The sequence below is a fragment of the Sediminibacterium sp. KACHI17 genome, assembly GCF_040362915.1.
Classification (GTDB): domain Bacteria; phylum Bacteroidota; class Bacteroidia; order Chitinophagales; family Chitinophagaceae; genus Sediminibacterium.
Window position 1 is genome coordinate 1,584,134 of the sequence record NZ_AP029612.1, and the last position, 23,611, is coordinate 1,607,744.

The 23,611-nt window shown below is 38.9% G+C and carries 25 protein-coding genes; 13 read left to right on the plus strand and 12 right to left on the minus strand.

Translation table 11 applies throughout. From position 1 onward, the window contains the following. Nucleotides 1-3: 3 nt before the first annotated feature. On the minus strand, nucleotides 4-432 hold the full coding sequence (locus tag ABXG83_RS06935) for an FxLYD domain-containing protein (protein WP_353548123.1): 429 nt from the start codon (nucleotides 430-432) through the stop codon (nucleotides 4-6). Between the two features lie 133 nt (nucleotides 433-565). On the opposite strand from ABXG83_RS06935, the gene upp reads away from it, so the two are divergent. Next, nucleotides 566-1,219, plus strand: a complete 654-nt coding sequence (gene upp / locus ABXG83_RS06940) for a uracil phosphoribosyltransferase (protein ID WP_353548124.1) — start codon at nucleotides 566-568, stop codon at nucleotides 1,217-1,219. A gap of 110 nt (nucleotides 1,220-1,329) precedes the next feature. Beyond that, nucleotides 1,330-2,343 carry a PorP/SprF family type IX secretion system membrane protein gene (locus ABXG83_RS06945; protein WP_353548125.1) on the plus strand — a complete coding sequence of 338 codons (1,014 nt, stop codon included), beginning with the start codon at nucleotides 1,330-1,332 and terminating at the stop codon, nucleotides 2,341-2,343. Here the strand turns inward: ABXG83_RS06945 and ABXG83_RS06950 are convergent. Then, on the minus strand, nucleotides 2,333-2,983 hold the full coding sequence (locus ABXG83_RS06950) for a DNA-3-methyladenine glycosylase (RefSeq protein WP_353548126.1): 651 nt from the start codon (nucleotides 2,981-2,983) through the stop codon (nucleotides 2,333-2,335). The two genes, ABXG83_RS06945 and ABXG83_RS06950, sit on opposite strands and share 11 nt — an antisense overlap. 49 nt (nucleotides 2,984-3,032) lie before the next feature. Between ABXG83_RS06950 and ABXG83_RS06955 the strand changes: the two genes are divergently transcribed. After that, the gene (locus tag ABXG83_RS06955) at nucleotides 3,033-3,794 is read left to right on the plus strand and encodes an EI24 domain-containing protein (protein WP_353548127.1); all 762 of its coding nucleotides are present in this window, start codon (nucleotides 3,033-3,035) and stop codon (nucleotides 3,792-3,794) included. Nucleotide 3,795: 1 nt separating this feature from the next. Continuing rightward, nucleotides 3,796-4,497, plus strand: a complete 702-nt coding sequence (locus ABXG83_RS06960) for an SAM-dependent methyltransferase (RefSeq protein ID WP_353548128.1) — start codon at nucleotides 3,796-3,798, stop codon at nucleotides 4,495-4,497. A gap of 114 nt (nucleotides 4,498-4,611) precedes the next feature. Here ABXG83_RS06960 and ABXG83_RS06965 read toward each other — a convergent pair whose 3' ends face one another. Both ABXG83_RS06965 and ABXG83_RS06970 read right to left on the minus strand, forming a co-directional pair. Beyond that, the gene (locus ABXG83_RS06965; RefSeq protein WP_353548129.1) at nucleotides 4,612-5,007 is read right to left on the minus strand and encodes a hypothetical protein; all 396 of its coding nucleotides are present in this window, start codon (nucleotides 5,005-5,007) and stop codon (nucleotides 4,612-4,614) included. Beyond that, a complete protein-coding gene (locus ABXG83_RS06970; RefSeq protein ID WP_353548130.1) occupies nucleotides 5,008-6,372 on the minus strand; it encodes a M20/M25/M40 family metallo-hydrolase in 1,365 nt (454 codons plus the stop codon). 251 nt (nucleotides 6,373-6,623) lie between these two features. Between ABXG83_RS06970 and bshA the strand changes: the two genes are divergently transcribed. After that, on the plus strand, nucleotides 6,624-7,760 hold the full coding sequence (gene bshA / locus ABXG83_RS06975; protein ID WP_353548131.1) for an N-acetyl-alpha-D-glucosaminyl L-malate synthase BshA: 1,137 nt from the start codon (nucleotides 6,624-6,626) through the stop codon (nucleotides 7,758-7,760). Between the two features lie 71 nt (nucleotides 7,761-7,831). Here bshA and ABXG83_RS06980 read toward each other — a convergent pair whose 3' ends face one another. Further along, nucleotides 7,832-9,034, minus strand: coding sequence for an aspartate aminotransferase family protein (locus tag ABXG83_RS06980; protein WP_353548132.1), 1,203 nt, complete (start codon nucleotides 9,032-9,034; stop codon nucleotides 7,832-7,834). A 53-nt stretch (nucleotides 9,035-9,087) separates the two neighbouring features. Between ABXG83_RS06980 and ABXG83_RS06985 the strand changes: the two genes are divergently transcribed. Continuing rightward, on the plus strand, nucleotides 9,088-9,615 hold the full coding sequence (locus ABXG83_RS06985; RefSeq protein WP_353548133.1) for a gamma carbonic anhydrase family protein: 528 nt from the start codon (nucleotides 9,088-9,090) through the stop codon (nucleotides 9,613-9,615). Nucleotides 9,616-9,683: 68 nt separating this feature from the next. Here the strand turns inward: ABXG83_RS06985 and rsgA are convergent, their stop codons facing one another. Beyond that, nucleotides 9,684-10,607 (minus strand): ribosome small subunit-dependent GTPase A, encoded by a 924-nt coding sequence (gene rsgA, locus ABXG83_RS06990; protein ID WP_353548134.1) that lies wholly within the window; start codon nucleotides 10,605-10,607, stop codon nucleotides 9,684-9,686. A 148-nt stretch (nucleotides 10,608-10,755) separates the two neighbouring features. On the opposite strand from rsgA, the gene ubiE reads away from it, so the two are divergent. The 4 genes from ubiE to ABXG83_RS07010 all read left to right on the plus strand — a co-directional run bounded on the left by ubiE (nucleotide 10,756) and on the right by ABXG83_RS07010 (nucleotide 14,982). Further along, nucleotides 10,756-11,499 carry a bifunctional demethylmenaquinone methyltransferase/2-methoxy-6-polyprenyl-1,4-benzoquinol methylase UbiE gene (gene ubiE / locus ABXG83_RS06995; RefSeq protein WP_353548135.1) on the plus strand — a complete coding sequence of 248 codons (744 nt, stop codon included), beginning with the start codon at nucleotides 10,756-10,758 and terminating at the stop codon, nucleotides 11,497-11,499. Next, nucleotides 11,472-12,191, plus strand: coding sequence for a porin family protein (locus ABXG83_RS07000; protein ID WP_353548136.1), 720 nt, complete (start codon nucleotides 11,472-11,474; stop codon nucleotides 12,189-12,191). The genes ubiE and ABXG83_RS07000 overlap by 28 nt, the downstream gene beginning before the upstream one ends. Before the next feature lie 52 nt (nucleotides 12,192-12,243). After that, on the plus strand, nucleotides 12,244-13,584 hold the full coding sequence (locus ABXG83_RS07005) for a dihydroorotase (protein ID WP_353548137.1): 1,341 nt from the start codon (nucleotides 12,244-12,246) through the stop codon (nucleotides 13,582-13,584). A gap of 84 nt (nucleotides 13,585-13,668) precedes the next feature. After that, nucleotides 13,669-14,982 carry a DNA mismatch repair protein MutS gene (locus ABXG83_RS07010; RefSeq protein WP_353548138.1) on the plus strand — a complete coding sequence of 438 codons (1,314 nt, stop codon included), beginning with the start codon at nucleotides 13,669-13,671 and terminating at the stop codon, nucleotides 14,980-14,982. Here ABXG83_RS07010 and ABXG83_RS07015 read toward each other — a convergent pair. Beyond that, complete coding sequence (locus ABXG83_RS07015; RefSeq protein WP_353548139.1) at nucleotides 14,895-15,350, minus strand: four helix bundle protein; 456 nt, start codon at nucleotides 15,348-15,350, stop codon at nucleotides 14,895-14,897. The genes ABXG83_RS07010 and ABXG83_RS07015 overlap by 88 nt on opposite strands. A gap of 186 nt (nucleotides 15,351-15,536) precedes the next feature. Here ABXG83_RS07015 and ABXG83_RS07020 point away from each other — a divergent pair, with 186 nt between their 5' ends. Then, nucleotides 15,537-17,078: a YifB family Mg chelatase-like AAA ATPase gene (locus ABXG83_RS07020; RefSeq protein WP_353548140.1), complete on the plus strand. Its 1,542-nt coding sequence runs from the start codon at nucleotides 15,537-15,539 to the stop codon at nucleotides 17,076-17,078. Between the two features lie 74 nt (nucleotides 17,079-17,152). On the opposite strand, the gene ABXG83_RS07025 is transcribed toward ABXG83_RS07020, so the two are convergent. From ABXG83_RS07025 to ABXG83_RS07045, 5 genes are all read right to left on the minus strand, one after another. Then, nucleotides 17,153-18,073 (minus strand): hypothetical protein, encoded by a 921-nt coding sequence (locus tag ABXG83_RS07025; RefSeq protein WP_353548141.1) that lies wholly within the window; start codon nucleotides 18,071-18,073, stop codon nucleotides 17,153-17,155. 897 nt (nucleotides 18,074-18,970) lie between these two features. After that, nucleotides 18,971-19,606, minus strand: a complete 636-nt coding sequence (locus ABXG83_RS07030; protein WP_353548142.1) for a hypothetical protein — start codon at nucleotides 19,604-19,606, stop codon at nucleotides 18,971-18,973. A 143-nt stretch (nucleotides 19,607-19,749) separates the two neighbouring features. Continuing rightward, complete coding sequence (locus ABXG83_RS07035; protein WP_353548143.1) at nucleotides 19,750-20,232, minus strand: hypothetical protein; 483 nt, start codon at nucleotides 20,230-20,232, stop codon at nucleotides 19,750-19,752. 43 nt (nucleotides 20,233-20,275) lie between these two features. Continuing rightward, a complete protein-coding gene (locus ABXG83_RS07040) occupies nucleotides 20,276-20,638 on the minus strand; it encodes a CoA-binding protein (protein ID WP_353548144.1) in 363 nt (120 codons plus the stop codon). Continuing rightward, complete coding sequence (locus ABXG83_RS07045) at nucleotides 20,635-21,057, minus strand: hypothetical protein (RefSeq protein WP_353548145.1); 423 nt, start codon at nucleotides 21,055-21,057, stop codon at nucleotides 20,635-20,637. Before ABXG83_RS07045 ends, ABXG83_RS07040 begins: the two co-directional genes overlap by 4 nt. Before the next feature lie 81 nt (nucleotides 21,058-21,138). Between ABXG83_RS07045 and ABXG83_RS07050 the strand changes: the two genes are divergently transcribed. Both ABXG83_RS07050 and ABXG83_RS07055 read left to right on the plus strand, forming a co-directional pair. Further along, complete coding sequence (locus ABXG83_RS07050) at nucleotides 21,139-22,986, plus strand: PQQ-binding-like beta-propeller repeat protein (protein ID WP_353548146.1); 1,848 nt, start codon at nucleotides 21,139-21,141, stop codon at nucleotides 22,984-22,986. A 106-nt stretch (nucleotides 22,987-23,092) separates the two neighbouring features. Next, on the plus strand, nucleotides 23,093-23,539 hold the full coding sequence (locus ABXG83_RS07055; protein WP_353548147.1) for a hypothetical protein: 447 nt from the start codon (nucleotides 23,093-23,095) through the stop codon (nucleotides 23,537-23,539). Nucleotides 23,540-23,611 lie beyond the last annotated feature (72 nt).

Below are 23,611 nucleotides of genomic sequence, written 5' to 3' on the forward strand. Positions count from 1 at the left end.
CAACTACTCAGCCCCTGAAATATCGCCGATCGCTTTGTTTATGGAGATGGCAACACTATCCGTACCCTTTGGTGCAAAATATTTGGTTTTGAATTTTACCGTTTGACCGGGACCAATATTCTCATAGATCGTTTCCAAACCTTCATCCAGTTTTGCACCGGTTTTACTGAAGAATGATAATCGCAGTTCTACATCTTTATACCAACAAACAGTGGCTTTATTGGAAATCGAGCCCATCACAACCGTTTGTCCGATCAGATTTTTCCTGTCACGATTGGTCACCATGAGAAACCTTTTAGGATTATTCTTCTCCTTTTCAGCCAGTGTCTCTTTTACGGTCTCATAACTTTTTTCAAAATTCTTCTCCTCTTTCTTTGACTCACAAGAACTCAATAACGCTATGATGATCAGGAATCTGCCAATTTGTTGCATAAGGGTTTGTTTCTACCAAAATAACCTTTTTAGCGTTTTGAAAGCGTTAGAGCCAATGAAACAGCTTGAAAAACTTAAATTTCCGATTCCAAGAGATAGATTTTAGTTTTGAAGCCTTCAATTCAATCATGCCATGATCGTAAACCTTAGTCAGGAACATAGCCTTGTCAGTAATTGGGTATCAGAGTTAAGAAATGTAGATATCCAGGGTGACCGTATGCGTTTTCGCAGAAACCTGGAACGTATCGGGGAAATCGCTGCTTATGAGATCAGTAAGCGTTTGCCATACAAGATAACTGAAGTGCCCACCCCTCTTGGCACCCATGATAGTAAATTACTGGAACAACAACCGGTACTGGCTACCATACTGAGAGCAGGTTTACCCATGCACAATGGCATGCTCAACTATTTCGACCGGGCTGATAATGCCTTTGTTTCTGCTTATAGAAAACATCATAGAGACGGTTCATTTGAGATCAGTCTGGAATACATGAGTTGTCCTTCATTAGACAACCGTATTGTGATCATCAGTGACCCAATGCTGGCTACCGGTGCTTCTATTGTAAAGACCATCCAGTACATGAAAGATGAGGGTACACCAAAAGAGTTTCACGTGGTAGTGGCCATTGCCTGCAGTGTAGGTATTGAGCTGATCCACAGAGAATGCGGTGAAGATATACATATCTGGTGTGGTGATATTGATGATGAATTGACCGCCAAAGGATATATCGTTCCCGGACTTGGCGATGCGGGTGATCTGGCCTTTGGAACTAAGAATCAGTCCTAAGCTGTGCAGCGATCATCGCTTTTTCAAGGTCAAATACTGAAGTTAAGGACAACCTAATCTTCTGAACGAACGTATCTGTTTCAGGAAGATTATCCTAAATTAGATGCCTCGTGAAAAAGCTGACACAAATATGCTGCTTAGGGATACTGCTATTGTTGACCAAAAACACTTTGGCGCAGGATCCTAATTTTTCACAGTTCTTCTCCTCACCTTTAACACTCAACCCCGCTTTTACCGGTAAATTCTATGGCACCTATCGCGTTGCCGGGAATTATCGCAACCAGTGGCCCAGTATCGAAAAAGCATATACCACTGCAACTGCTTCCATTGATTTTCAGATTATGAAAGACCGGATCGCTTCTAATGATACCTGGGGTGTTGGGTTTATGGGACTGACGGATAATAGTGCCAATGGTGCAGTAAAGTTTAATTATGCATCGGTGGGTACTGCCTATCATAAGGGTTTGGATGAAGAAGGATATCACCAACTGAGTGCCGGATTTCAATTGACTTATGCAAACATGCTGATCAATACCAATATGCTCAAGTTTGAAGATCAGTTGACCAATGCAGGTTTTACAGGTGTTACTTCTGAAGTATTCAATACAGGCACACTGAACTCCAAATATGTTGACATCAATGCCGGCATTTTATATAATGGCAACACGAATGATCGTAACAATTTTTACATGGGTGTGAGTATGTATCATATCAATAAACCCAAACAATCTTTTACCGGAGCAGAATATCTATTACCTACAAGAACAACCATTCATGCAGGTACTTATTTTCCTGTAGGCAATACAACTACACTCCACATGAGTGGCATGCAGATGTTTCAGGGCGGTACATCTTCTACAATGCTTGGTGCTGCATTACAATTCAATGCAAATCCCGATGATATCAAAGCCACGAGTTTATATGTGGGAACTTGGATGCGTTTAAAAGATGCAGTTATACCCTATGTTGGTATTGAATTCGATGATTTCCGGATTGGTGCCAGTTATGATTATAATTCTTCTCAGCTAAGAACGGCTTCACAAAACAGAGGTGGTATTGAGATCTCATTAATTTATATCAGACGACCTTCATCAGATAAGGTCATCAATTGTCCTAAATTTTAAGTGTTGCTTTATTCAAGGGCGATTTGGTAACATGAGGATTTCCTTTCAATATAAATCGATAAGGCAATAAGGCATCTTCTTCAGCATAATCTACGCCGATCCGAGGAGTTGCGATAATATTTGTCTTTTGAGTTTTCCAGCCATCATCTGAAATGAATAGATCGGATGCTAGTAAAGAGGTACCGGTGTGACCAACCTTAATATCCAATGCTTTTGTAACGTTACCGGGGCCCCTACCAATACTATGATCGGCCTTTAGTTTTTTAAAGCGCTGTAACATATGCTCTACACCCGCTATCGGTTCAATGCCTCGGATCAAAACGGCATGAGGAATGGAGGCCTGATTTGTAACAACATTGAATAAATGATGTATACCATAACACAGATATACATAAGCAATTCCTCCCGGCTCATACATCACCGCTGTTCTGTTTGTAAATCGCCCACCATAAGCGTGTGAGGCCTTATCAGCAATACCGTTGTATGCTTCTGTTTCAACGATCCTTCCCGCGGTAAGTATGTTTTCAAAAGAAGTGACCAATACTTTACCAATGAGTTGTCTGGCTATCTCACAAACATTGTCATGTTGATAGAAATCCAGCGTTAATCTATTATTATAATATTCATGCAAATGTTTCACAGAATAAACATACTGAATACATTAACTTAGTGTATCAAAACGTATTCGGGTGCTCAAGGAACTTATCATTGCCATACAATCCTATTCACAAGCCCATCAGTTTATCATCAAACATAAACTTTGGAAATGGATCCTTATTCCAGGACTATTATATACCGTACTTTTTTTAACCGGTATGTATTATTTCGGACAAACAGCAGGAGATTTCATTGAATGGATGGCAATGAAGACCGGTTTACGCGGATGGATCGATCAGTTCTCAAATAGTTTTGTAGGATTTTTATTTGTATTCGGAACAGCTTTGTTATGGCTGATCATGATGTTGCTTTATTTCTCTCTTTTCAAATTCTTGTTTTTGATCATTGGCTCTCCGGTATTTGCATTTTTAAGTGAGAAAACGGCATCCATTATTGAAGGTAAAGATTTCCCATTCAGTTTTACGCAACTGGGAAAAGATATTCTAAGAGGTATTAGACTCGCTTTGAGGAATAGTGTATGGCAAACTGTTTATGTACTATCCATTCTGCTTCTAAGCCTGATTCCGCTGATAGGATGGCTTACACCTATTCTAGCTGTTCTGGTTGAATGTTACTATTATGGTTTCTCAATGCTTGATTACAGTATGGAGCGACAGAAGAAAACACCTGCAGAAAGTATTTTTTATATTGGTAATCATAAAGGACTCGCTATCGGGAATGGCTTTATATTTTATTTGATGCACATGATCCCGATCATTGGTTGGATCCTGGCTCCTTCATATGCAGTAGTTGCTGCAACGCTAAGCACCTATCCCAATAGTTCAAAGAATTAATATGCAGTTCGGAAAGCTATACCTTATCCCTACCGTTTTGTATGAAGATGCGATTGAAACAATTCCTCCCTACATTCTGGATGCCGTAAAAGATTGCTCTGTTTTTTTTGTTGAACAGGAAAAAACAGCCAGGCGCTTTCTCAAAAAAATGTGGAAGGAGATGGTGATTGACGACTATCAATGGTTTGCCATCCATAAAGCGGAAGCAGAAGTAAAAAAGCAATTCATACAACTATTACAAGAAGGTAAGAATATTGGTATCATTAGTGAAGCCGGTTGTCCTGGTATCGCTGATCCGGGGCAAATACTGGTAGAAGCGGCACAAAATATAGGGGTTACTGTGAAACCATTGGTAGGTCCCAGTTCTATTTTACTTGCGTTGATGGCTAGTGGTATGAATGGACAATGCTTTCAGTTCAATGGTTACCTTCCCATTGATACTACGGAGCGAAAGAAAAAGATCAGGGACCTGGAAAATGATTCTTTAAAAAGGAATTGTACACAAATATTCATCGAAACTCCTTACAGAAATAATTCGATGATCAATGACCTGCTTCAATGCTGTAAACCTGAAACAAAACTTTGTATCGCAGTTGATATTACTGCTGCAGTAGAATCGATCAAAACAAAAACGATTCGTCAATGGAAGCAGGAACAGACTGATATTCACAAAAAGCTGGCGATCTTTTTACTACAAGCTTAATCACTTCAAAAAAAATGCGCCATCTCTGTGCCCTTATTTCTCTGCGGCATAAAACCGCAGAGAATAAGAGAAAAGGAGATAGCGCAGAGATATATGGAATCTTCTCTTTTAACGTTACTTGGGAGCTATGATTGTTTCGGGTGCTTGACCACGAACTTCATAGACACTGTCTACAATATTTCTTTCTAATCCGCGCCAGGGTAATGTGCCAATATATCTCTTGTAATGCAGTTCTACTTCTTTACCCGAGCAACGCAATAATTGTTCAGCAACAGATTCACTGGTAACACTAAAGTCAAATTCATTGCTTTGAACATTGGCACGAAATCCACTTTGGATAATTTTTCCTTCCCATGTTTTGAAAAGGATGCCCTTTTTCTGGAAAGTATTAAGTAAGCCGGCTTTGGTTCCTTCTGCATACACAAAATAATAGCGCCAATAAATGAAAGCAGATAACGAAACAAAAACAACAATGATAATACTCCAGATGATTTTTTGTTTGGTTGTCATTTATAAACCATATTTATCTACAAGGTAAATCAACGCAGCCATATTTACTGCACCCAGTAACAGTTCACGCTTATTGACATTTTCAAATACGTCTGTTCTGGCGTGATGCATATCAAAATATCTTTGAGGATCAGGTATAAACCCGGCAATAGGTGTACCGAAAGTTCGGTTCAAAGGACCTATATCAGCTCCACCGCCACTACCCGACATGTCTTCTGTTCCATAGGGTTTCAACAAAGGCAACCATGCCTGCATTTTATCATGTTTATCTTTGGGAGCCGTAAATCCGAAACCTCTGGGCGTAAATCCTCCGGCATCACTTTCCAATGCGAAAATGTGTTTCTCCCCTTTTTCTTTTGCTTCAGCAGCATATTTATTTCCGCCTCGCATACCATTTTCTTCATTGGCAAATAATACAAAACGAATGGTACGTTTTGGCTGGTAGCCGATCGCTTTCAATGCACGCATCACTTCAATGGTATGTACAACCCCTGCACCATCATCATGTGCACCTTCATTAACATCCCAACTATCCAGATGTCCGCCTACCGTAATGATTTCATCCGGAAACATTGATCCTCTTAATTCTCCGATCACATTATGTCCAATCGTATCAGGCAAAAATTTTGCACTGGTCTTCATGGTCACTGTGAAAGAAGATTTCTTACTGAGATCCCAGATATAGTCGGCATCCCTTGGTCCCATAGCAATGGCTGGAATTTTAGGAAATGAATCATTGTACACAGTGCCACCGGTATGTGGATCATTGGCAGTAGATTCAGTCAATGAACGGATCATCACACCTACCGCTCCATACTTAGCAGCCATACTAGGACCAGCTCTTCGGGAAACACCTGTTTGTCCATAAGAAACAAAAGGTTTGATATTGGTAGGATCAAAAGAATGATTGAAGTAAACGATCTTACCCTTTACTACATCTTTTCTTTTTTCCATCTCTTCAAAACTGTCGAAGGCAATGACTTCAGCCGTAATTGGCTTAGCACTACCCATAGAATTACCCAGTGCGAGAACGTCTAAAACGCGGTTGGTTTTTTTGCCATCAATGGTCACCACTCTAGCATCTTCTTTTGCACCTCTTACCCAACGGGGAACCATACATTCCTGAAGCCATACCTTATCTGCACCCATTTCTTTCAACGCCTTTTCACCCCATGCTTCCGCCTTATACATCTGCGGAGAACCGGCAATTCGTCCACCTACCTGCTTTGTTAATTGGTATAAAAGGTCGTAAGCCTTCCCATTTCTCAATATTTCATCAGATATCTTTTTGATGACAGCAGCATCATCTTGCTGTGCAAAGCTGCCAAAGGGCAGTAGCAATAAAAGAATGTATATTTTTTTCATACCGATAAAGTTAATGATTTGTCATGTTTCCTCCGCCTTTGATGAGCGGAGAACAGTATTGTCGTAATTATTGTTAATTGCAGGGTATCTTTGGAGGATTGATTCCTGATTGGGTATACGGTACATAATTTTACGAGTACTCTGGTTGTAGATTCAATGATGCCGCACAGAGAACAAAAAGGGTTTGTACCGCATATTACAATACAATATGGATGGGATCAAATCGTCATATCAAAAATCAAAGGTTAGCTATGCGTATAGGAATTGTTTGTTATCCAACATTTGGTGGTAGTGGTGTACTCGCAACGGAATTGGGAAAGGCATTGGCGGATGAAGGACATCAGGTACATTTTATCACTTATCAGCAACCGGTAAGATTGAATGTATTTAATGCGAATATATTCTACCATGAGGTCCGTGTTCCTACTTATCCGCTTTTTGATTATCCGCCATATGAAGTGGCATTGGCCAGTACCATGGTAGATGTGATCATGAATCATGATCTGGACCTGTTACATGTACACTATGCGATACCACATGCTTCTGCTGCATACATGGCCAAACAAATCGTCAAACAAAAGGCCAATCGCAATGTACCTGTGATCACTACCTTACATGGTACTGATATCACTTTGGTAGGAAAAGACAAAACCTATGAACCTGTCGTAACTTTTTCGATCAATGAAAGTGATGCCATAACAGCAGTATCAAATAATCTTAGAGAGGAGACATATAAATCATTCCACATTCAGAAAGAAATAGAAGTGATCCACAATTTTGTAGATGTAGCGCGATTTGATAAAAAACCGATCGATGCATTCAGAAAAGTGATCGCTCCAAATGGTGAAAAGATACTCATTCACGCATCCAACTTCCGAAAAGTGAAGAGAGTCGTTGATGTGGTACAAATATTTGCAGCTGTAAGAAAAGAAATGCCTGCGAAATTACTAATGGTAGGTGATGGACCTGAAAGGCCGGGAACAGAAGAACTGACCAGAGAATTAGGGATTGAAGAAGATGTTCGTTTTCTAGGCAAGCAGGAACAAATGGAAGATATTCTGGCAGTAAGTGATGTTTTCATACTCCCGTCTGAATATGAAAGCTTTGGTTTGGCCGCATTGGAAGCCATGGCTGCAAGAACAGTGGTGATCAGTTCCAACGCAGGAGGATTGAGTGAGATTAATATCCAGGGTGAAACAGGTTTTATGGCAAATGTGGGAGACGTAGCAACCATGAGTCAATATGCTATCTCACTTTTGAAAGATAATACTCAGCTTGAAAACATGAAAGAAGCTGCCTATGCACAGGCCTGTAGATTTGATATCAAAAATATCATACCGCTATATGAGAAGCTATACAGCAGGTTCTGCAGATTGGGACCTTGTTAGCGGAAGGAGGAGTACTTAGTTGCTAGTTGACAGTTGACAGAAGGCAATACACTATTTCGGTCAACCGTCAACTAAGATTCATTCACTATTTCATCAATACTCATAATAATCGTTGCACATACTTCGGTCAGTTCTGCTTCCGTAATGATCAGTGGAGGTGCGATTCTTAATCGATCCGGCGCAAAGAGAAACCAATCGGTCACCAATCCATTTTTCACACATTGATGAACAATTTGCTGGTTGGTCATCTCATCTTTGAATTTCAATGACATCCAAAGACCATACGAATTCGTATGCTGGATAGCAGGGTGTTGAAGATGCGTTTGCAGTAGCTTCCCTTTCTGGTGAACTTGTTGTATGTATTCGCCCTGTAAAAGCACTTCCAATGCGGCTTTCCCGGCAGCACAGCTTACAGGATGCCCACCAAATGTGGTAATATGGCCCAATACCGGATTATAGGTCAATGTAGACATCAATTTCTTGTCGGCAATAAATGCTCCTAATGGCATACCACCACCTAATGCTTTTCCAAGTAATAAGATATCAGGGATCACTTCAAATTGTTCAAATGCCCAAAGAGAACCTGTTCTGCCAAATCCTGCTTGTATTTCATCAAACACTAATAGTACGCAATGCTCATCGCATTTTTTCCGAATGGCTTGTAACCATTCTTTACGTGGTACTGTAATACCGCTTTCAGCCTGAACTGTTTCCAATATCACACAAGCCACGGATGAATCGATCAATTCAAATACTGCATCATCATTATAATCAACATGAACAATATCGGGCAATAATGGTCTGAAAGCATTCCGCCAATATTCGCCTCCCATAACACTCAAAGCACCTTGCGTACTGCCATGATAAGCATTATTAAATGCAATGATCTTTGATCTACCTGTGATACGCTTAGCTAACTTCATAGCACCTTCTGTAGCTTCTGCACCACTATTTGTAAAGTATACACAATTCAAAGCAGGCGGTAAATGATCGGTCAATAATTTTGCATATTGCACCTGTGGACTTTCAATAAATTCTCCATATACAATTAAGTGCATGTATTCAGCAGCTTGTTCCTGAACTGCTTTCACAACATGAGGATGACTATGCCCGATATTGCAAACACTGAATCCTGAGATCAGATCTGTATATTTTTTCCCTTTCACATCCCAAATGTGAATACCAGATGCATTCTTCATCTCCAACCCAATCGGCGCAGCAGAAGTTTGTGCAACATGCTGAAGAAAAAGTTCCTTATTTGAAATCCCACTCATTTTGCTAACTTTCGTTTAAAGTTCGACATTCAACATTCGAAATTCGATATTTTATGGCAGTTATTCTCCCCGTCCTCGGTAAACATCCTGAATTTGGTGAAAATTGTTTTATTGCCCCTAATGCCACCATCGTTGGCGACGTGGTCATGGGTAATGATTGCAGCATATGGTTCAATGCGGTGGTTAGAGGTGATGTACATTATATCCGGATGGGTAATAAAGTCAATATTCAAGATGGGGCGGTTATTCATTGTACTTATCAAAAAAATCCTACTGAAATCGGCAATAATGTTTCCATCGGACACAATGCATTGGTACATGGCTGTACGATTCACGATAATGTGTTGATTGGCATGGGAGCAATTGTAATGGATCGTTGTATAGTACACAGTAATTCTATCATAGCAGCAGGTGCTGTTTTATTGGAAGGAACTGTTGTTGAAGCAGGCTGTATCTATGCCGGCGTTCCTGCTAAAAAAGTAAAAGATATTTCACAAGAACTCATCAACGGAGAGATCAATCGTATCTCGAATAATTACGTGATGTATGCTTCGTGGTTTCAGGAAGAGAAGAAAAGTTAATGAATAGCTTATGGCATATTGGTGATAGCAAATAGTAGAGGCATTGGCTATGATCGATATGTTGTACCTTAATACTCCTCGCCCATCGTATCCAATATCGTTCTATAACTGATATATCTTTCTTCTGAGATCTCTCCTTGCATCACTGCTTTTTTTACGGCACAATTCGGTTCTTCGATATGCATACAGTTATTGAACTGACAATCATTGATCCGTTTTCTCATTTCCGGAAAATAATGTGCGAGTTCTTCTTTTTCGATATCTACCAGACCAAATTCTCGAACACCTGGTGTATCAATAATATGACCACCTCCCGGCAGATCGAACATTTCTGCAAATGTGGTGGTATGCATCCCTTTTCCACTCCAACCACTTACCTCCTGCGTACGTAAATTAAACTCTGGAAATAATGCATTGACACAGGTTGATTTTCCAACGCCGCTATGCCCACTTAATAAAGATGTTTTATTATGAAGTATGGCTTTGATCGAATCAAGTCCCTCCCGTTTTTCAACACTACATAACAATACTTCATAACCGATCTTGGTATAGATATCACGTAGCTGTTCAAATTTATCCATCTCTTTTTTTCGATAGAGATCTGATTTATTGAAAATGATCACAGCAGGAACATGATAGGCTTCACAAGAGATCAAAAACCTGTCCATAAATCCCTGGGATGTTTTGGGATCTTTCAAGGTTACAAACAATAAACTCTGATCCAGGTTGGATGCAATAATATGGTGCAGGTGCTTATTATGAGGAGAGATTCTGGCAACATAATTCTTACGATCATGAATGGTACTAATAATGGCCGACTCCTCTTCAACAGCTTCAATTTCCATCTCCACTTCATCCCCCACAGCGATGGGATTTGTTGAAGTAATCCCCTCAATTTTCATAACCCCTTTGATACGGGCATTATACAAACGTCCATCCTCCCCTTTTGCGATGTACCAACTACCGGTTGACTTATAAATTCTGGCCCTCATTCAAACGAAGATAATAAGCCTTTGTGGCTTTCCAACTATCGATAAAAACTGTCTAAAATCAATATTTGCGAAACATTAACCCCTGTTTTAAGGGCTATCACGTAACAATGACTGACCTTCAGGGGGGAATTCAATATCTTTGTGCCTTATGGCAAAGTTTGCGCACGATGAGGTGGTTCCTTACCAGCAAAGTGAAAAAGGAAAAAAGGAACAGGTAGCAGAGATGTTCAACAGTATCGCATTCAGATACGATTTTTTAAATCGCTTTCTGACAGCGGGTGTAGATATTCAATGGCGGAAAAAAGCGATCAGACAATTGAAAGACATTCAACCGCAATTGGTATTGGATGTTGCAACAGGTACTGCGGATGTAGCTATCATGATGCATCGGATGCTGAAAACCAAAAAGATCATTGGCATAGATATTTCGGAGGGGATGCTGGCATTGGGAAGAGAAAAACTCGAAAAGCTACAGCTTACCGATCATATCACCCTTCAGACCGGAGACAGTGAAACGATTCATTTTCCTGACAATCATTTTGATGCCATTACCGTATCATTTGGTGTTCGGAATTTTGCACATTTAGATAAGGGAATGTCGGAAATGTATCGGGTACTTCGTCCGGGAGGAAAATTGGTGGTCCTGGAATTCTCCAGACCTAAACAACCACTTTTCAGAAAAATGTGTGACTTTTATACCAATGTGATCACTCCCGGTGTTGGGAGACTATTTGCGAATAATAAAGATGCGTATCAATATCTGAACGATAGTGTTCAAGCCTTCCCTGAAGGAGATAACTTTTTAAATATTATGCATGAAGCAGGATTTACTCAAACTTATCTGAAAAAACTCAGTTTCGGCATATGCACTATTTATTGCGGAAGCAAGTAATCCTGTTTGCGATCATCCTTTTTTCTTCCGTGTCTGTATTGGCACAGAAGCAACGTTATCGTCCTAATCACGATGACCTTCCTTATTATTTTGGTCTTACATTGGGTTATAACAGCTCCTATCTACACCAAACCAAATCTCCCCGGTTTTTACAGTCAGATTCCATTTTATCCGTTGAACCCGGAGCCAGTGGCGGTATTGTAATGGGGCTCCTCGCTACCGTTAAAATGACCAACCGATTTGAATTACGCGCCAACCCGCAATTGATCATTGGCGGATCGAAATTCATGGCTTATCAATTGGGGCCTACCAAACCCGGAGAGGGTTCATTTCAAAAACAAACTTTACCCGCTACATTGATCAGCTTACCGGTACATTTCAAATTCAACTCCGATCGTATTGGTAATTTCAGAACTTATTTATTAGGGGGTATTAAAATTGATACCGATCTGTCTAGTAATTCAGCTGCCCGTTTATCAGAAGACCTGTTAAAGCTGAAAAGAAATGATTTCGGTTTTGAAACAGGTATCGGCTTTAATTTCTATCTGCCCTTTGTAACCGTTTCACCGGAGATCAAATTCAGTTATGGATTATCCAATATCCATCAATATGATCCAACCCTAAAATATTCCAATGTCTTGGATAAGATTCAATCCCGCATGATCATTTTCTCAATTCATTTAGAAGATTAAGGTTTACTGCACATGATGTAATAAATTGCAGCATTGCTAAAGCGCGATGCTTATGAAAGATTATATCATCAAAAATACCGCCATCGTAAATGAAGGGACCATTACCCATGGCGATGTATGGATCAGAAATTCCAGAATCGAAAAAATCGGCGGCTCACTGAACCCTGCCGTAAATGCTATTGAAATTGATGGCAGTCATCAATTTCTCTTACCCGGTGTTATTGATGATCAGGTTCATTTTCGTGAACCCGGACTTACCCATAAAGCCACTATTTACACAGAAGCAAAAGCCGCAGTAGCAGGTGGTGTCACTAGTTTTATGGAAATGCCGAATACAAGTCCACCTGCTTTTAACCAGGAATTATTGGAACAAAAATATGAGACCGGTAAAAATACCTCTCTGGCCAATTACTCCTTTTTCATGGGCACTTCCAATGATAACCTTGATGAGATCTTACGAACCAATGATAAAAAAAATGAGGTCTGCGGTGTCAAAATATTCATGGGCTCTTCTACAGGAAATTTATTGGTAGATAATCCATTGATCCTCGAAAAAGTATTTGCCGGATCCGAACTATTGATCGCTACTCATTGTGAAGAGGAAAGTATCATTAAAGAGAATTTTGCTGCATTAAAAGCAAAAAAAGGAACCCTTGAACCTTCAGATCATCCGATCATCCGAAATGTAGATGCATGCTTTGAATCATCCTTTAAAGCCATCCAATACGCGAAAAAATATAACACCCGATTACACATTCTGCATATTACTACAGCGAAAGAGTTACAACTCTTTGGTAATATGCTGCCATTAAAAGACAAGCGTATTACTTCAGAAGTATGTGTACATCATCTCCACTTTACCAGTGACGATTACGCTCGTTTGGGTAATCAAATCAAATGTAATCCGGCCATTAAAGCACCCGATAATAGAAAAGCTTTATGGGAAGCCTTACTGGATGATCGCTTAGATGTGATCGCAACAGATCATGCTCCGCATACCTGGGCTGAGAAACAAGAAGATTATGAACATGCACATGCCGGACTGCCATTGATTCAACACTCATTAGGACTGATGTTGCATTATGTGAAGGAAGGAAAGATCAGTATTGAGAAAGTAGTAGAAAAAATGAGTCATGCTGTAGCACAGTGCTTTCAGATCAAAGAAAGAGGATTTATTCGTGAAGAATATTATGCAGATCTGGTACTGGTAGATATGAACCAATCCAATACCATTCAAAAAGACAATATTCTTTATAAATGTGGCTGGAGCCCTCTGGAAGGAATGACACTCCCCGCAACCATCAATTACACATTTGTAAATGGACATCCCGTTTATGGAAAAGGAGTATTTGATGAGTCTAAGAGGGGGATGAGACTGAGTTTTGAGAGATAGCTGATGGTCAATGGTCCATAGTCCATGGTAGATCAGTTGTGCCATGGACTATGGACGATCGACTATGGACCAAAAACCAAACGTATGCAAATAGACAAAACCACACTAGCTGACCTTTCCATTTTTCATAGTGAGGAAGAATTATCGGTCGTTCATTTTTTGGATCATACCCAAACCGGCGGTGGTAGAGATTATTTGTATGATATGATTGGAAAGCCATTGGCGTCGGTTGATGCGATCCTAAGCAATCAGCAGATCATTAAAGAGTTGATGCAAGTGACTGATCGCTGGCCTGTATCGATCACTAATGGTACCATTATGGTGATCGCTCGGTTTTATGAATCACAGATCAATAAGTATCCAACTCAACCCAATGTATTCAATAGCTTCACTTATAAGCTTTTCAATGCTCCTGATTTTTCTTTGACCCGTTACACGATCACACATTGTATCGATTTCATTAAAGGAATGACGCAGGTAAGTACCTTATTAAAAGAAAGTACACAGAGCACGCAGTTGCGAATATGGGCTGAGCGAATTGATATGCTCCTGAATAAAGGACTGATACCCGAGATAGGAACCCAATCAAAAGAAGAGATGCCCAACTGGCGCATTTTAAGTTATGCAGACTTTATACGTTTCCACTATAAAAACCAGATCTTCGAATTGATCGATCTGTATAGTCGTATCGATGCATTTCTTTCGTTAAGTATTGCCTGTAAGAAATATGATTTTTGTTTTCCTGAAATCAGTCTATCAACACAACCCTTTATCGAAGCAACGGGATTGTACCATCCACTTTTACAAACACCAACATCGTATAATGTAGATATGAGTCGGGATAAGAATTTTCTTTTCCTGACCGGAGCCAATATGGCCGGAAAGAGTACTTTCATCAAAGCAGTAGGTGTAAGTGTATACCTGGCACATCTGGGAATGGGAGTGCCTGCTACCAAGATGCAATTGAGTTTATTCGATGGATTATTGAGTAATATCAATGTGGTAGATAATATTGTAAAAGGCGAAAGTTATTTTTTCAATGAAGTACAACGCATTCGTAATACCATTGAAAAAATCAGTGATGGAAGAAACTGGTTGATCCTTATAGATGAACTCTTCAAAGGAACCAATGTTCAAGATGCCATGAAGTGCAGCACCACTGTGATCGAAGGCTTGCGTAAAATGAAGAATGTACTATTCATCCTATCCACACACTTATATGAGATAGGCGAACCACTTCAACAATACAGCAATATCCAATTCCGCTATTTTGAAACCAGTGTACAAGATGAACAACTGGTATTCAGTTATCAACTAAAAGAAGGCATCAGCAACGACAGACTCGGGTATTTGATTTTGAGGAGAGAAGGGGTTGTTGAGCTACTAGAAAAATTGTGATATGTCAGATGGCAGATGTCAAATGTCAGATTTGTTTTTGTTGTAGCTGAGAAAATGGCAGTTAACTCATGAGCCTCTCGTATAAGCCTATAAATTCGATTATCGTTAACTATCACCGTTTCTTGTAGGATTTGTAACCAGTATAAAGACTCATCAGACTCTTCCAATACAATTTCAATCTTATAAATAAAATCAGCGATAGATTTTGCTCGTTTAGAAGCTCTATAATTTGCAGCAACCGAACCCGCAGATCTTATTAGTTGTTTTCCAATCTCAAAACCAACATTATTTTTTGGCAATAACAAGCACAATTGAATGATCTCAATATGAAAATGTTTAGTTCTATTTTCGAGTTCTTGTCTATCCATCTAGCTAATATGTTTCAAATTATACGAACATATCACAAATATCAAATCTGACATCTGCCATCTGACATCCGCCATTAAATCAGGAGTTTCTACGCGTATTATTACCTGTTTTATTCATTCTTATTTTTTGCTCCTTTATCTTTCCCTTCTTTTGACTTTTTAATTTTTACTTTTTACTTCTTTATTATGCTGGTAAAAACATTTGGTAGTGCTGTTTATGGCGTAGAAGCTATTACAATAACAATTGAGGTTAATGTTAGTGCAGGACAGGGATATCAAATCGTAGGATTGCCTGATAATGCGGTTCGGGAAAGTTTGCAACGAACAGAGAGTGCTATCAAAACCAATGATTTTCATATGCCACGTACTAAGATCGTTGTGAATCTTGCACCGGCAGATATTAGAAAATCAGGTTCTTCCTTTGATCTGCCGATTGCATTAGGCATATTGGGCGCCAGTGAACAGTTGGAAAATCCTGAAGCACTCAATGACTATGTGATCATGGGAGAATTGAGTCTGGATGGAAGTATACAGCCCATCAAAGGTGCATTACCTATTGCGATTCAAGCGAGAAAAGAAGGCTTCAAAGGATTGATCGTTCCCAAATCCAACGCCAGAGAAGCAGGTATGGTAAATCAACTCAATGTATTTGGAGTAGAGCACTTGGATGAAGTGGTCGCTTTCTTCAAAGATGAAAACAGTTTACAGCCTGTGGTCGTTAATACACGTGAAGAATTTTTTAGTGACCAATACCAATTTGAATTTGATTTCACCGACGTAAAGGGACAAGAAAATATTAAACGTGCCTTAGAAATTGCAGCTGCCGGCGGACATAACGCCATTTTGATTGGTCCACCAGGTGCGGGAAAAACCATGTTGGCAAAACGTTTGCCCACTATTCTACCACCATTAAGTCTACAGGAAGCACTGGAAACAACCAAGATTCATAGTGTAGCAGGAAAATTACCTGAGAATAGTTCATTGATCAGTAAGCGTCCGTTCAGGTCTCCGCATCATACCATCAGTGATGTAGCATTGGTAGGTGGGGGTGGTGTTCCTCAACCAGGTGAAATTTCACTAGCGCATAATGGTGTATTGTTTTTGGATGAGTTACCCGAATTTAAGCGAACGGTTTTAGAAGTGATGCGTCAACCGATGGAAGAAAGACGGGTTACGATCTCACGTGCAAAAATCGCACTTGATTTTCCAGCCAATTTCATGTTGATCGCATCGATGAATCCATGCCCTTGCGGATACTATAATCATCCGGAAAAAGAATGTACTTGCGGACCCGGCATCGTTCAGAAATATTTAAATAAAGTATCCGGTCCATTATTGGATAGAATTGATTTGCACGTAGAAGTAACGCCGGTGGCATTCAGTGAATTGAGTAATCAGCAAAATGGAGAAGACTCAGCAGCTATTCGTGAAAGAGTCATAAAAGCCAGAGAAATACAATCATTGCGATACAATGGTGAGAATGGTGTATATGCGAATGCACAAATGAGTAGTAAACAACTTAGAGAAATTTGCAGGATCAGTAGTATGAGTGAAAACCTACTCAAACGCGCGATGGAAAAATTAAACTTGAGTGCGCGTGCCTATGACCGTATTTTAAAAGTAAGTAGAACAATCGCTGATTTGGCTAATAGTGCCGATATACAACCCGAACATTTGGCGGAAGCGATTCATTACCGCAGTTTAGATCGTGAGGGATGGGCAGGCTAAACTATTGGAAAGTTCCGAAACTTTCCAATAGTTTAGCCCAATTTTATTGATTAATATTTAAAGGACCCTCCTTATTATGATGCTATGAATCCAAAATAAATCCACCAAAAATCCAGTAAAATCAATAACAGCAAAAATCCAAAAAGCCTAAAAAAAGAAATTCCACCCAATGTGGATTTTACAATGTATAAAGAAGCGCTTAAATATCGATAAAACCCAAAAGCAAATAGAAATAATAATAGCATAAATATTAACTGGATTATTAATGAACCATTTGTTTCATCAAATGCCGTATCGGGAGAATACATAACAGTAGTCATGAGTAATAAAAAGGGAACTGTCATATATACTCTGGCATAAATCATAGCTAAAAAAGATCCTCGGAAAACTTTACCAAGGATTGGCTCATTACTTATTTTGAATAATAAAAGGGCAATGATGATCGCATTCATATTGCAAATGACAAAAAAGATTGCTGCTTGCTCATAAATTTTCAGTTCAGTAAAGTGATTGAGCAATGTTTCAAATACTCCTACTCCATACACTTGCACTTCCTTTGGTTTTGTACTAGCTCTACTATTATTTGTATTGTCTGTATTAGCTGCATGAGTGTTATCTGAACTTGTTTCTGTTACTTCACTTTTTGTTGTATCACGATCACTATTTTGAATAATATTTTCTTGAGTAGAGGTTTGAGCACTATCAATCACTTGATTAGCGGATGCCATTTCAGACGACTCACTTTCAGTATACTCAGGAGCAGTATTGATCACAAATAAAGTAGCCAACGCAATCAATACACCCAATTTAATGGGGGAACTATACCTTCTATATTGTTGATTGGGATCTCCTATCGCTTCTTCAGCCTCCACAATAGCATAACAATTTTTTGAGTGCTTAAATAGTTTTCCAACCGTAATAAAGACAAGTGAAATCTCTACAATAATCAGATATAGCAGACTTTCAATACTATTTAGTAGTTTTTCAAAATCCATGACTCAGGTGTTAGTTTCTACAATATAACTTGTTAAAAACCCATATACAAGCTTTTTAAAGAAAATCATCTACCTAATTGGATTGCCTGATTCCAAGAGACTTATAATATTAGATCGAACCAGAACAAAGGCAAGGATACAATGCCAGTATTTATACAGTTTTGGAACTTTCCAAAAGTCAACTCGCACTAATTGTTCCGCTTTGTGCTTTTGAAAGGATCTCATCGGTTTGTAGATGCTCCTTAGCATTGTTAATTGAAATGCGTGAAGTTGTTGTGCTCATAAAGTTTTTTTTAGTTGATGAAATTGATTTCTGAAATAAAAATTTTGAGACGTTTTTAATAAAAGAAGTTATCGATTAAATAATATGTTTAACCCATACTGAGTGAAATAAATGCATACAAACAAAAACGTAAATAGTATTACTAAGAATATTGCCAGATTTCTTCGCTTTAGTTGAATTAAACTAATAACTAGCCAAAAAGTAGGAAATACAAAGCTTGTTTTTAGCTTAAGTTGTAAGGGGTCATTAATTAGCAAGTATCCATAAAATCCCATGGAAAATGCTACTATGACAATAAATATTATTGTTACTTTTTTCATTTCAATTTTATTGATTGCCTTCAATTCAAAAAAATGAATTCAACGAAATAAAACTTTACAAAACTAAAAGTGACTGATTTCTGTTAGTATGAAACAGATACTTATCTCTATTTTATTGATCTTATAGGGGGGGGGATAAACAAAATAAATTTAATAGTATTTTTAATTTCTTCAAATAAATATATACATTCCCAAGACCATTCTTAAAAGTTACTTACATTAACATTACTAACCCCACTAATGAAAGAGCCTCTCTTTAAAAATGCGTATTGAAAATTGCAGAAAGTTAACTGGTCAGTAAGAAAACTTAACCCCCAATAAAAAAGGCAGTTCACCAGAAATATTTTTCCTTGATGAATCCCATAGCCTACAATCTATTTGCAGTAATCGCATCGTTATAGCGAATGATTTTCCAACTTTATACTGCATATTTAAATTAATGCCAGTCCTTGCAGAATAGTTATTAAATGTTTTACGCTCGTAAATTCTTGATGAATCAGTTACATAGATAACATTACCTCTCTCTATTTCTTTGAAATCAAGATATTGGATATATCCACTAGGGAAAAGATCTATATGTTTTCCGATTTGAAAGTTTCGTTCATAAAAAAAACCCAATGCAGTTATTTGATGGGTAAGTTTTCCATATCGAGTTAACGGGTAAGGACCAGAAACGGTTTGCTCCCAGAACAGGCCGGATACCATAGTAGTTTGATGGGTCCTGGAAAATTGAAGTCCTATAATACTGTGCTTACTAATATCCGTTCCTATCTTCCCATCAAACATGAATGGGGTATTATTGATATTATTTGGATCTGTCGTTAATCTGAAACCGCCGATAGATGGATTTATATACACTCTTTTTTCAGAAGTCTGCGCAGATGTTAGACTCACAACACACAATCCCAGAAAAAGAAATACAATTTTCATATACTGCATAAGATATCCTTTATTGGTATGGTTGTAATATTAAAGCTAATTGAAATTTGAGTATGAACACTTTTCCTTTATGGGTCAAAAGATGAACAAGGATCAAATATCACTCATTCATCTAGTAATAAAAGCTACCCTTTTCAATGACTCGAGGTATACTGAAAAATTTTAACCGGCGGTATCAGAAAAGAATATTTAATTATCTCATTTGACTTACCCTCAGTAAAAAAAGGTGTTTCTTGCCCCGAAATATTTTCTTTTCTTTTTTCGACAAATAGAAAAACAGGAATTACTACGATGAAGGACTCTTTCTCAGGTTTGATCCAATTATCAGTATGCTTACCAATATTCTTACTCGCCCACTTTGATATTTCCGTTTCTTGGTTGTACAATTCACTGACTTTTTCTACCCCTTTATTACCGATCAATATCTTAAAAAACAGGAAATAATCTTTCTTTAAAATAGGCATTGAACGAACCAATGATCTTTCGATATGCTTATGCAAAGAATCGATTCCACCCTTATAAATATTAAAAGATGTATCAGCACCCTTTGATGATGCAGACGCGGATTGTACACATAATAAGATCGAAAATAAGAACAAGCAGAAAAATAGTCTCATATTATGTAAGATAAAAGCTTTGTTACCCTTTGACCCACGAATCTCAATACTGTCCAGTCCCTAACAATACCAACGTACAAGCTTCCATCACTTGAATTCCATTAGATTTCGCAAGTTCTTCCAGTTCATCATTTTCCGTACCCGGATTAAATATGATGCGTTTGGGTTTCAACGAAAGAATATAATCATAATAATGTTGCTGTAATTGTGGATTCAGATAGAGCGTTACTGTATCTGTATTTTTTTCTTCAGGTCTTTCTGTAGTAATAGCTATATCACCGATCACTCCTTTTTTATTTCCGATAGCCACCACCGGATGTCCATAGGCTCGAAGCTTATTTACTGCCAAATAACTATAACGTGATGGATTCTCCGAAGCACCCAACACCACTGTTTTCTTACTCATACTTGTTCTTTTTGATAGTGACGATAGATCTTTCTCCAATAGCGTATCGCTAATACATCGATCGTTATAAAATAAATAGACAGTACATAAACCATATAAGCTTTCTTACTATCCAAAGGAATTTTCAACATACCGAATGATGACATGATGAAAAAAGCTACCCCTAAAATGATCCCTGCCAGTAAGTTGGTTCTGAAAAACCGGCTATCTACATCATTGGCCTGTAACAGATTTAGCAAACAACTCACCATCTGCCAAATTCCGATGATCATCAATCCGAGTCCATGGACTAAGATCAACATATAAAAGTCACTTTTTTTGAATGCCTCAGGGAAAAAATAAATAAAGGGCACCCATGACATGATCCATACCACTGCCTGCCCATATAAGTCTGCATTCTGTAAAATCGATCCTTTCATATTTATCATCTGTGATTCGTAATTAAAGATACAATAACACTTACAGTATTATGATCCGTTTACAGTACGTAACTTTCCACCATGAAGAAATTAGTTGTTGTTGCATTGGTAATGTTGACCATCAACATTCAGGCACAGATCAAACCTTTTCGTTTTGCTTTTATCTCTGATACGCATATTGGCTCTCCCAATGGCAGTGCAGAAGAAGATCTAAGAAGAACCGTAGCAGATATCAATCAAATGACCGATATCGCTTTTGTGGTACTTACCGGTGATATCACGGAATTAGGAACAACAGAAGAGATCAAGATGGCCAAAGCGATCCTAAGTGAATTAAAAGTTCCCTACTACATCATTCCCGGCAATCATGATACCGGTTGGAGTGAAACAGGGGGTGTTGCTTTTGTTCAGGTCTTTGGTTATGATAAGTTCATCTTTGAACACAATGGTATTACTTTCATTGGTTGCGCTTCCGGGCCTTATGTGCGTATGAGTGATGGACATATCCCGCGTGATGCCGTGAATTGGCTCGATAAAGAATTGAACCAGCTAAAGAAAGATCAGCCGATTGTCTTCCTCAATCATTATCCACTGGATAATGGACTGGATAATTGGTATGAAGCCATCGACAGGTTGAAAAAAAAGAATACCATCGCTGCGTTATGTGGTCATGGTCATGCCAATAAAGCCATGAATTTTGAAGGTATTCCTGCGGTGATGGGTCGCTCTAATCTGAGAGCAAAGGCTGAGATCGGCGGGTATAATTTGGTGGATGTACGTGCTGACTCTATGCTCTTTTCAGAACGCAGACCCGGACTGGAAACCCGTGCTTCCTGGACGGGCATTCGGATCGCACAACATGATTATCAGACAAGTGCAGCAAGCATGCGTCCTTCTTATGCTGTCAATGATAGTTTTCCCAATGTAAAAGCCAAATGGGTACACCACTCTCCTGCCAATGTCATTTCTACTCCTGCTACAGATGGTAAACTGGTGTTTTTTGGGAACAGTATGGGAACGATCACTGCAGTGGATATAGTATCAGGAAAAGAAAAATGGAAGTTTCAAACCCTAGGTTCTGTTTTTTCCTCTCCGGCTATTGCGGGTAAGCAAGTGATCATGGGTTCGGGAGACGGATGGGTGTATTGTTTACAAAACAACACAGGAAAACTGATCTGGAAATACCAAACAGGTGCTGCTGTTTTGGGATCACCGCTCATTGAAAATGACAAGGTATATATCGGCTCGAGTGACCACCATTTCAGGGCGCTGGAGCTTGCTACGGGTAAAGAAATATGGAGTTTTGGAGGATTGAATGGCCCGGTCATGAGTAAACCTGTGATCGAGGGAGAGAAGATCATTTTTGGTGCATGGGATCGGAATCTTTATGCTTTGAATAAAAGCAATGGACAGTTGATCTGGCAGTGGAACAATGGATCTACCGTATTGAATTTCTCACCGGCAGCCTGTATTCCGGTGATCAAAGATCAGGTAGTGTATGTGGTAGCACCAGATCGTTACATCAATGCAATTGACCTGGAAACCGGTAAAACATTATGGAGAAACAATGAAGCCACGGTCAGAGAATCTATCGGTATTTCCAATGACGGAAAATTTGTGTACGGAAAAACCATGAATGATTGGATAGTCGCATTCCCTACCTCTAGGGAAAAGCAGTCTGTTGCGTGGAAAGTCAACTGTGGCTTTGGTTACGAGCATGTTCCCTCAATGCTGATAGAAAAAGACAATACCATCGTTTTTGGTACAAAAAGTGGAAGAGTATATGCCGTTGACCCGGTGAAACAGGAGAAAAAATGGGTGTATAAGATCGACAATTCGATGGTGAATACTGTGAATATGCTGAGCAATAAACAGATCATTGCAGCAACCATGGATGGCAAAGTGACCCTCCTGGAAGTGAAAGAATAAGGATGTGTATAGCCCGTTAACATTTTTTGAAAGAACTAATACTTTGAATTCGCAAATTATTTTCTAACTTTCCTATCTCATCATTTACAACAACAAACTAACCATCATGGCAAAAGCTAAAAAGAAAGCCGCTAAAAAACCAGCAGCGAAGAAAGCTCCTGCAAAAAAGGCTGTAAAGAAGGCCGCTAAAAAAGCTGTAAAAAAAGCTGCTAAGAAAAAAGCACCTGCTAAGAAGGCTGCTCCTAAAAAGAAAGCTGCTGTTAAAAAAGCAGTGAAAAAAGCTGCTGCAAAAAAACCAGCTGCTAAGAAAAAAGCCGCTCCTAAAAAAGCTGCATCTAAAAAGAAAGTAGCAAAGAAAGCCCCAGCAAAAAAAGCTCCAGCGAAGAAGGCTGCTCCTAAAAAAGTAGCTGCAAAAAAGCCAGCTGCTAAGAAAAAAACCGCTCCTAAGAAAGTGAGCAAACCAGCACCAGTTGCAGCTCCTGCTCCGGCACCAGCTCCTGCACCTGTTGAAACACCGGCTGTAAGCAATCCGGAAATTCCATTCAACGCTTAATCAGCGATTGATATCAAATTTATAATGATCCTGTTACTGTTCTAGTAACAGGATTTTTATTTGTATTTTATA

Coding starts and splice junctions, on each gene's coding strand:
- ABXG83_RS06935 (WP_353548123.1), bottom strand. CDS start 432: ATGCAACAAATTGGCAGATTCCTGATCATCATAGCGTTATTGAGTTCT.
- upp (WP_353548124.1), top strand. CDS start 566: ATGATCGTAAACCTTAGTCAGGAACATAGCCTTGTCAGTAATTGGGTA.
- ABXG83_RS06960 (WP_353548128.1), top strand. CDS start 3,796: ATGCAGTTCGGAAAGCTATACCTTATCCCTACCGTTTTGTATGAAGAT.
- ABXG83_RS06965 (WP_353548129.1), bottom strand. CDS start 5,007: ATGACAACCAAACAAAAAATCATCTGGAGTATTATCATTGTTGTTTTT.
- ABXG83_RS06970 (WP_353548130.1), bottom strand. CDS start 6,372: ATGAAAAAAATATACATTCTTTTATTGCTACTGCCCTTTGGCAGCTTT.
- bshA (WP_353548131.1), top strand. CDS start 6,624: ATGCGTATAGGAATTGTTTGTTATCCAACATTTGGTGGTAGTGGTGTA.
- ABXG83_RS06980 (WP_353548132.1), bottom strand. CDS start 9,034: ATGAGTGGGATTTCAAATAAGGAACTTTTTCTTCAGCATGTTGCACAA.
- ABXG83_RS06985 (WP_353548133.1), top strand. CDS start 9,088: ATGGCAGTTATTCTCCCCGTCCTCGGTAAACATCCTGAATTTGGTGAA.
- rsgA (WP_353548134.1), bottom strand. CDS start 10,607: ATGAGGGCCAGAATTTATAAGTCAACCGGTAGTTGGTACATCGCAAAA.
- ubiE (WP_353548135.1), top strand. CDS start 10,756: ATGGCAAAGTTTGCGCACGATGAGGTGGTTCCTTACCAGCAAAGTGAA.
- ABXG83_RS07000 (WP_353548136.1), top strand. CDS start 11,472: ATGCACTATTTATTGCGGAAGCAAGTAATCCTGTTTGCGATCATCCTT.
- ABXG83_RS07005 (WP_353548137.1), top strand. CDS start 12,244: ATGAAAGATTATATCATCAAAAATACCGCCATCGTAAATGAAGGGACC.
- ABXG83_RS07010 (WP_353548138.1), top strand. CDS start 13,669: ATGCAAATAGACAAAACCACACTAGCTGACCTTTCCATTTTTCATAGT.
- ABXG83_RS07015 (WP_353548139.1), bottom strand. CDS start 15,350: ATGGATAGACAAGAACTCGAAAATAGAACTAAACATTTTCATATTGAG.
- ABXG83_RS07020 (WP_353548140.1), top strand. CDS start 15,537: ATGCTGGTAAAAACATTTGGTAGTGCTGTTTATGGCGTAGAAGCTATT.
- ABXG83_RS07025 (WP_353548141.1), bottom strand. CDS start 18,073: ATGGATTTTGAAAAACTACTAAATAGTATTGAAAGTCTGCTATATCTG.
- ABXG83_RS07030 (WP_353548142.1), bottom strand. CDS start 19,606: ATGAAAATTGTATTTCTTTTTCTGGGATTGTGTGTTGTGAGTCTAACA.
- ABXG83_RS07035 (WP_353548143.1), bottom strand. CDS start 20,232: ATGAGACTATTTTTCTGCTTGTTCTTATTTTCGATCTTATTATGTGTA.
- ABXG83_RS07040 (WP_353548144.1), bottom strand. CDS start 20,638: ATGAGTAAGAAAACAGTGGTGTTGGGTGCTTCGGAGAATCCATCACGT.
- ABXG83_RS07045 (WP_353548145.1), bottom strand. CDS start 21,057: ATGAAAGGATCGATTTTACAGAATGCAGACTTATATGGGCAGGCAGTG.
- ABXG83_RS07050 (WP_353548146.1), top strand. CDS start 21,139: ATGAAGAAATTAGTTGTTGTTGCATTGGTAATGTTGACCATCAACATT.
- ABXG83_RS07055 (WP_353548147.1), top strand. CDS start 23,093: ATGGCAAAAGCTAAAAAGAAAGCCGCTAAAAAACCAGCAGCGAAGAAA.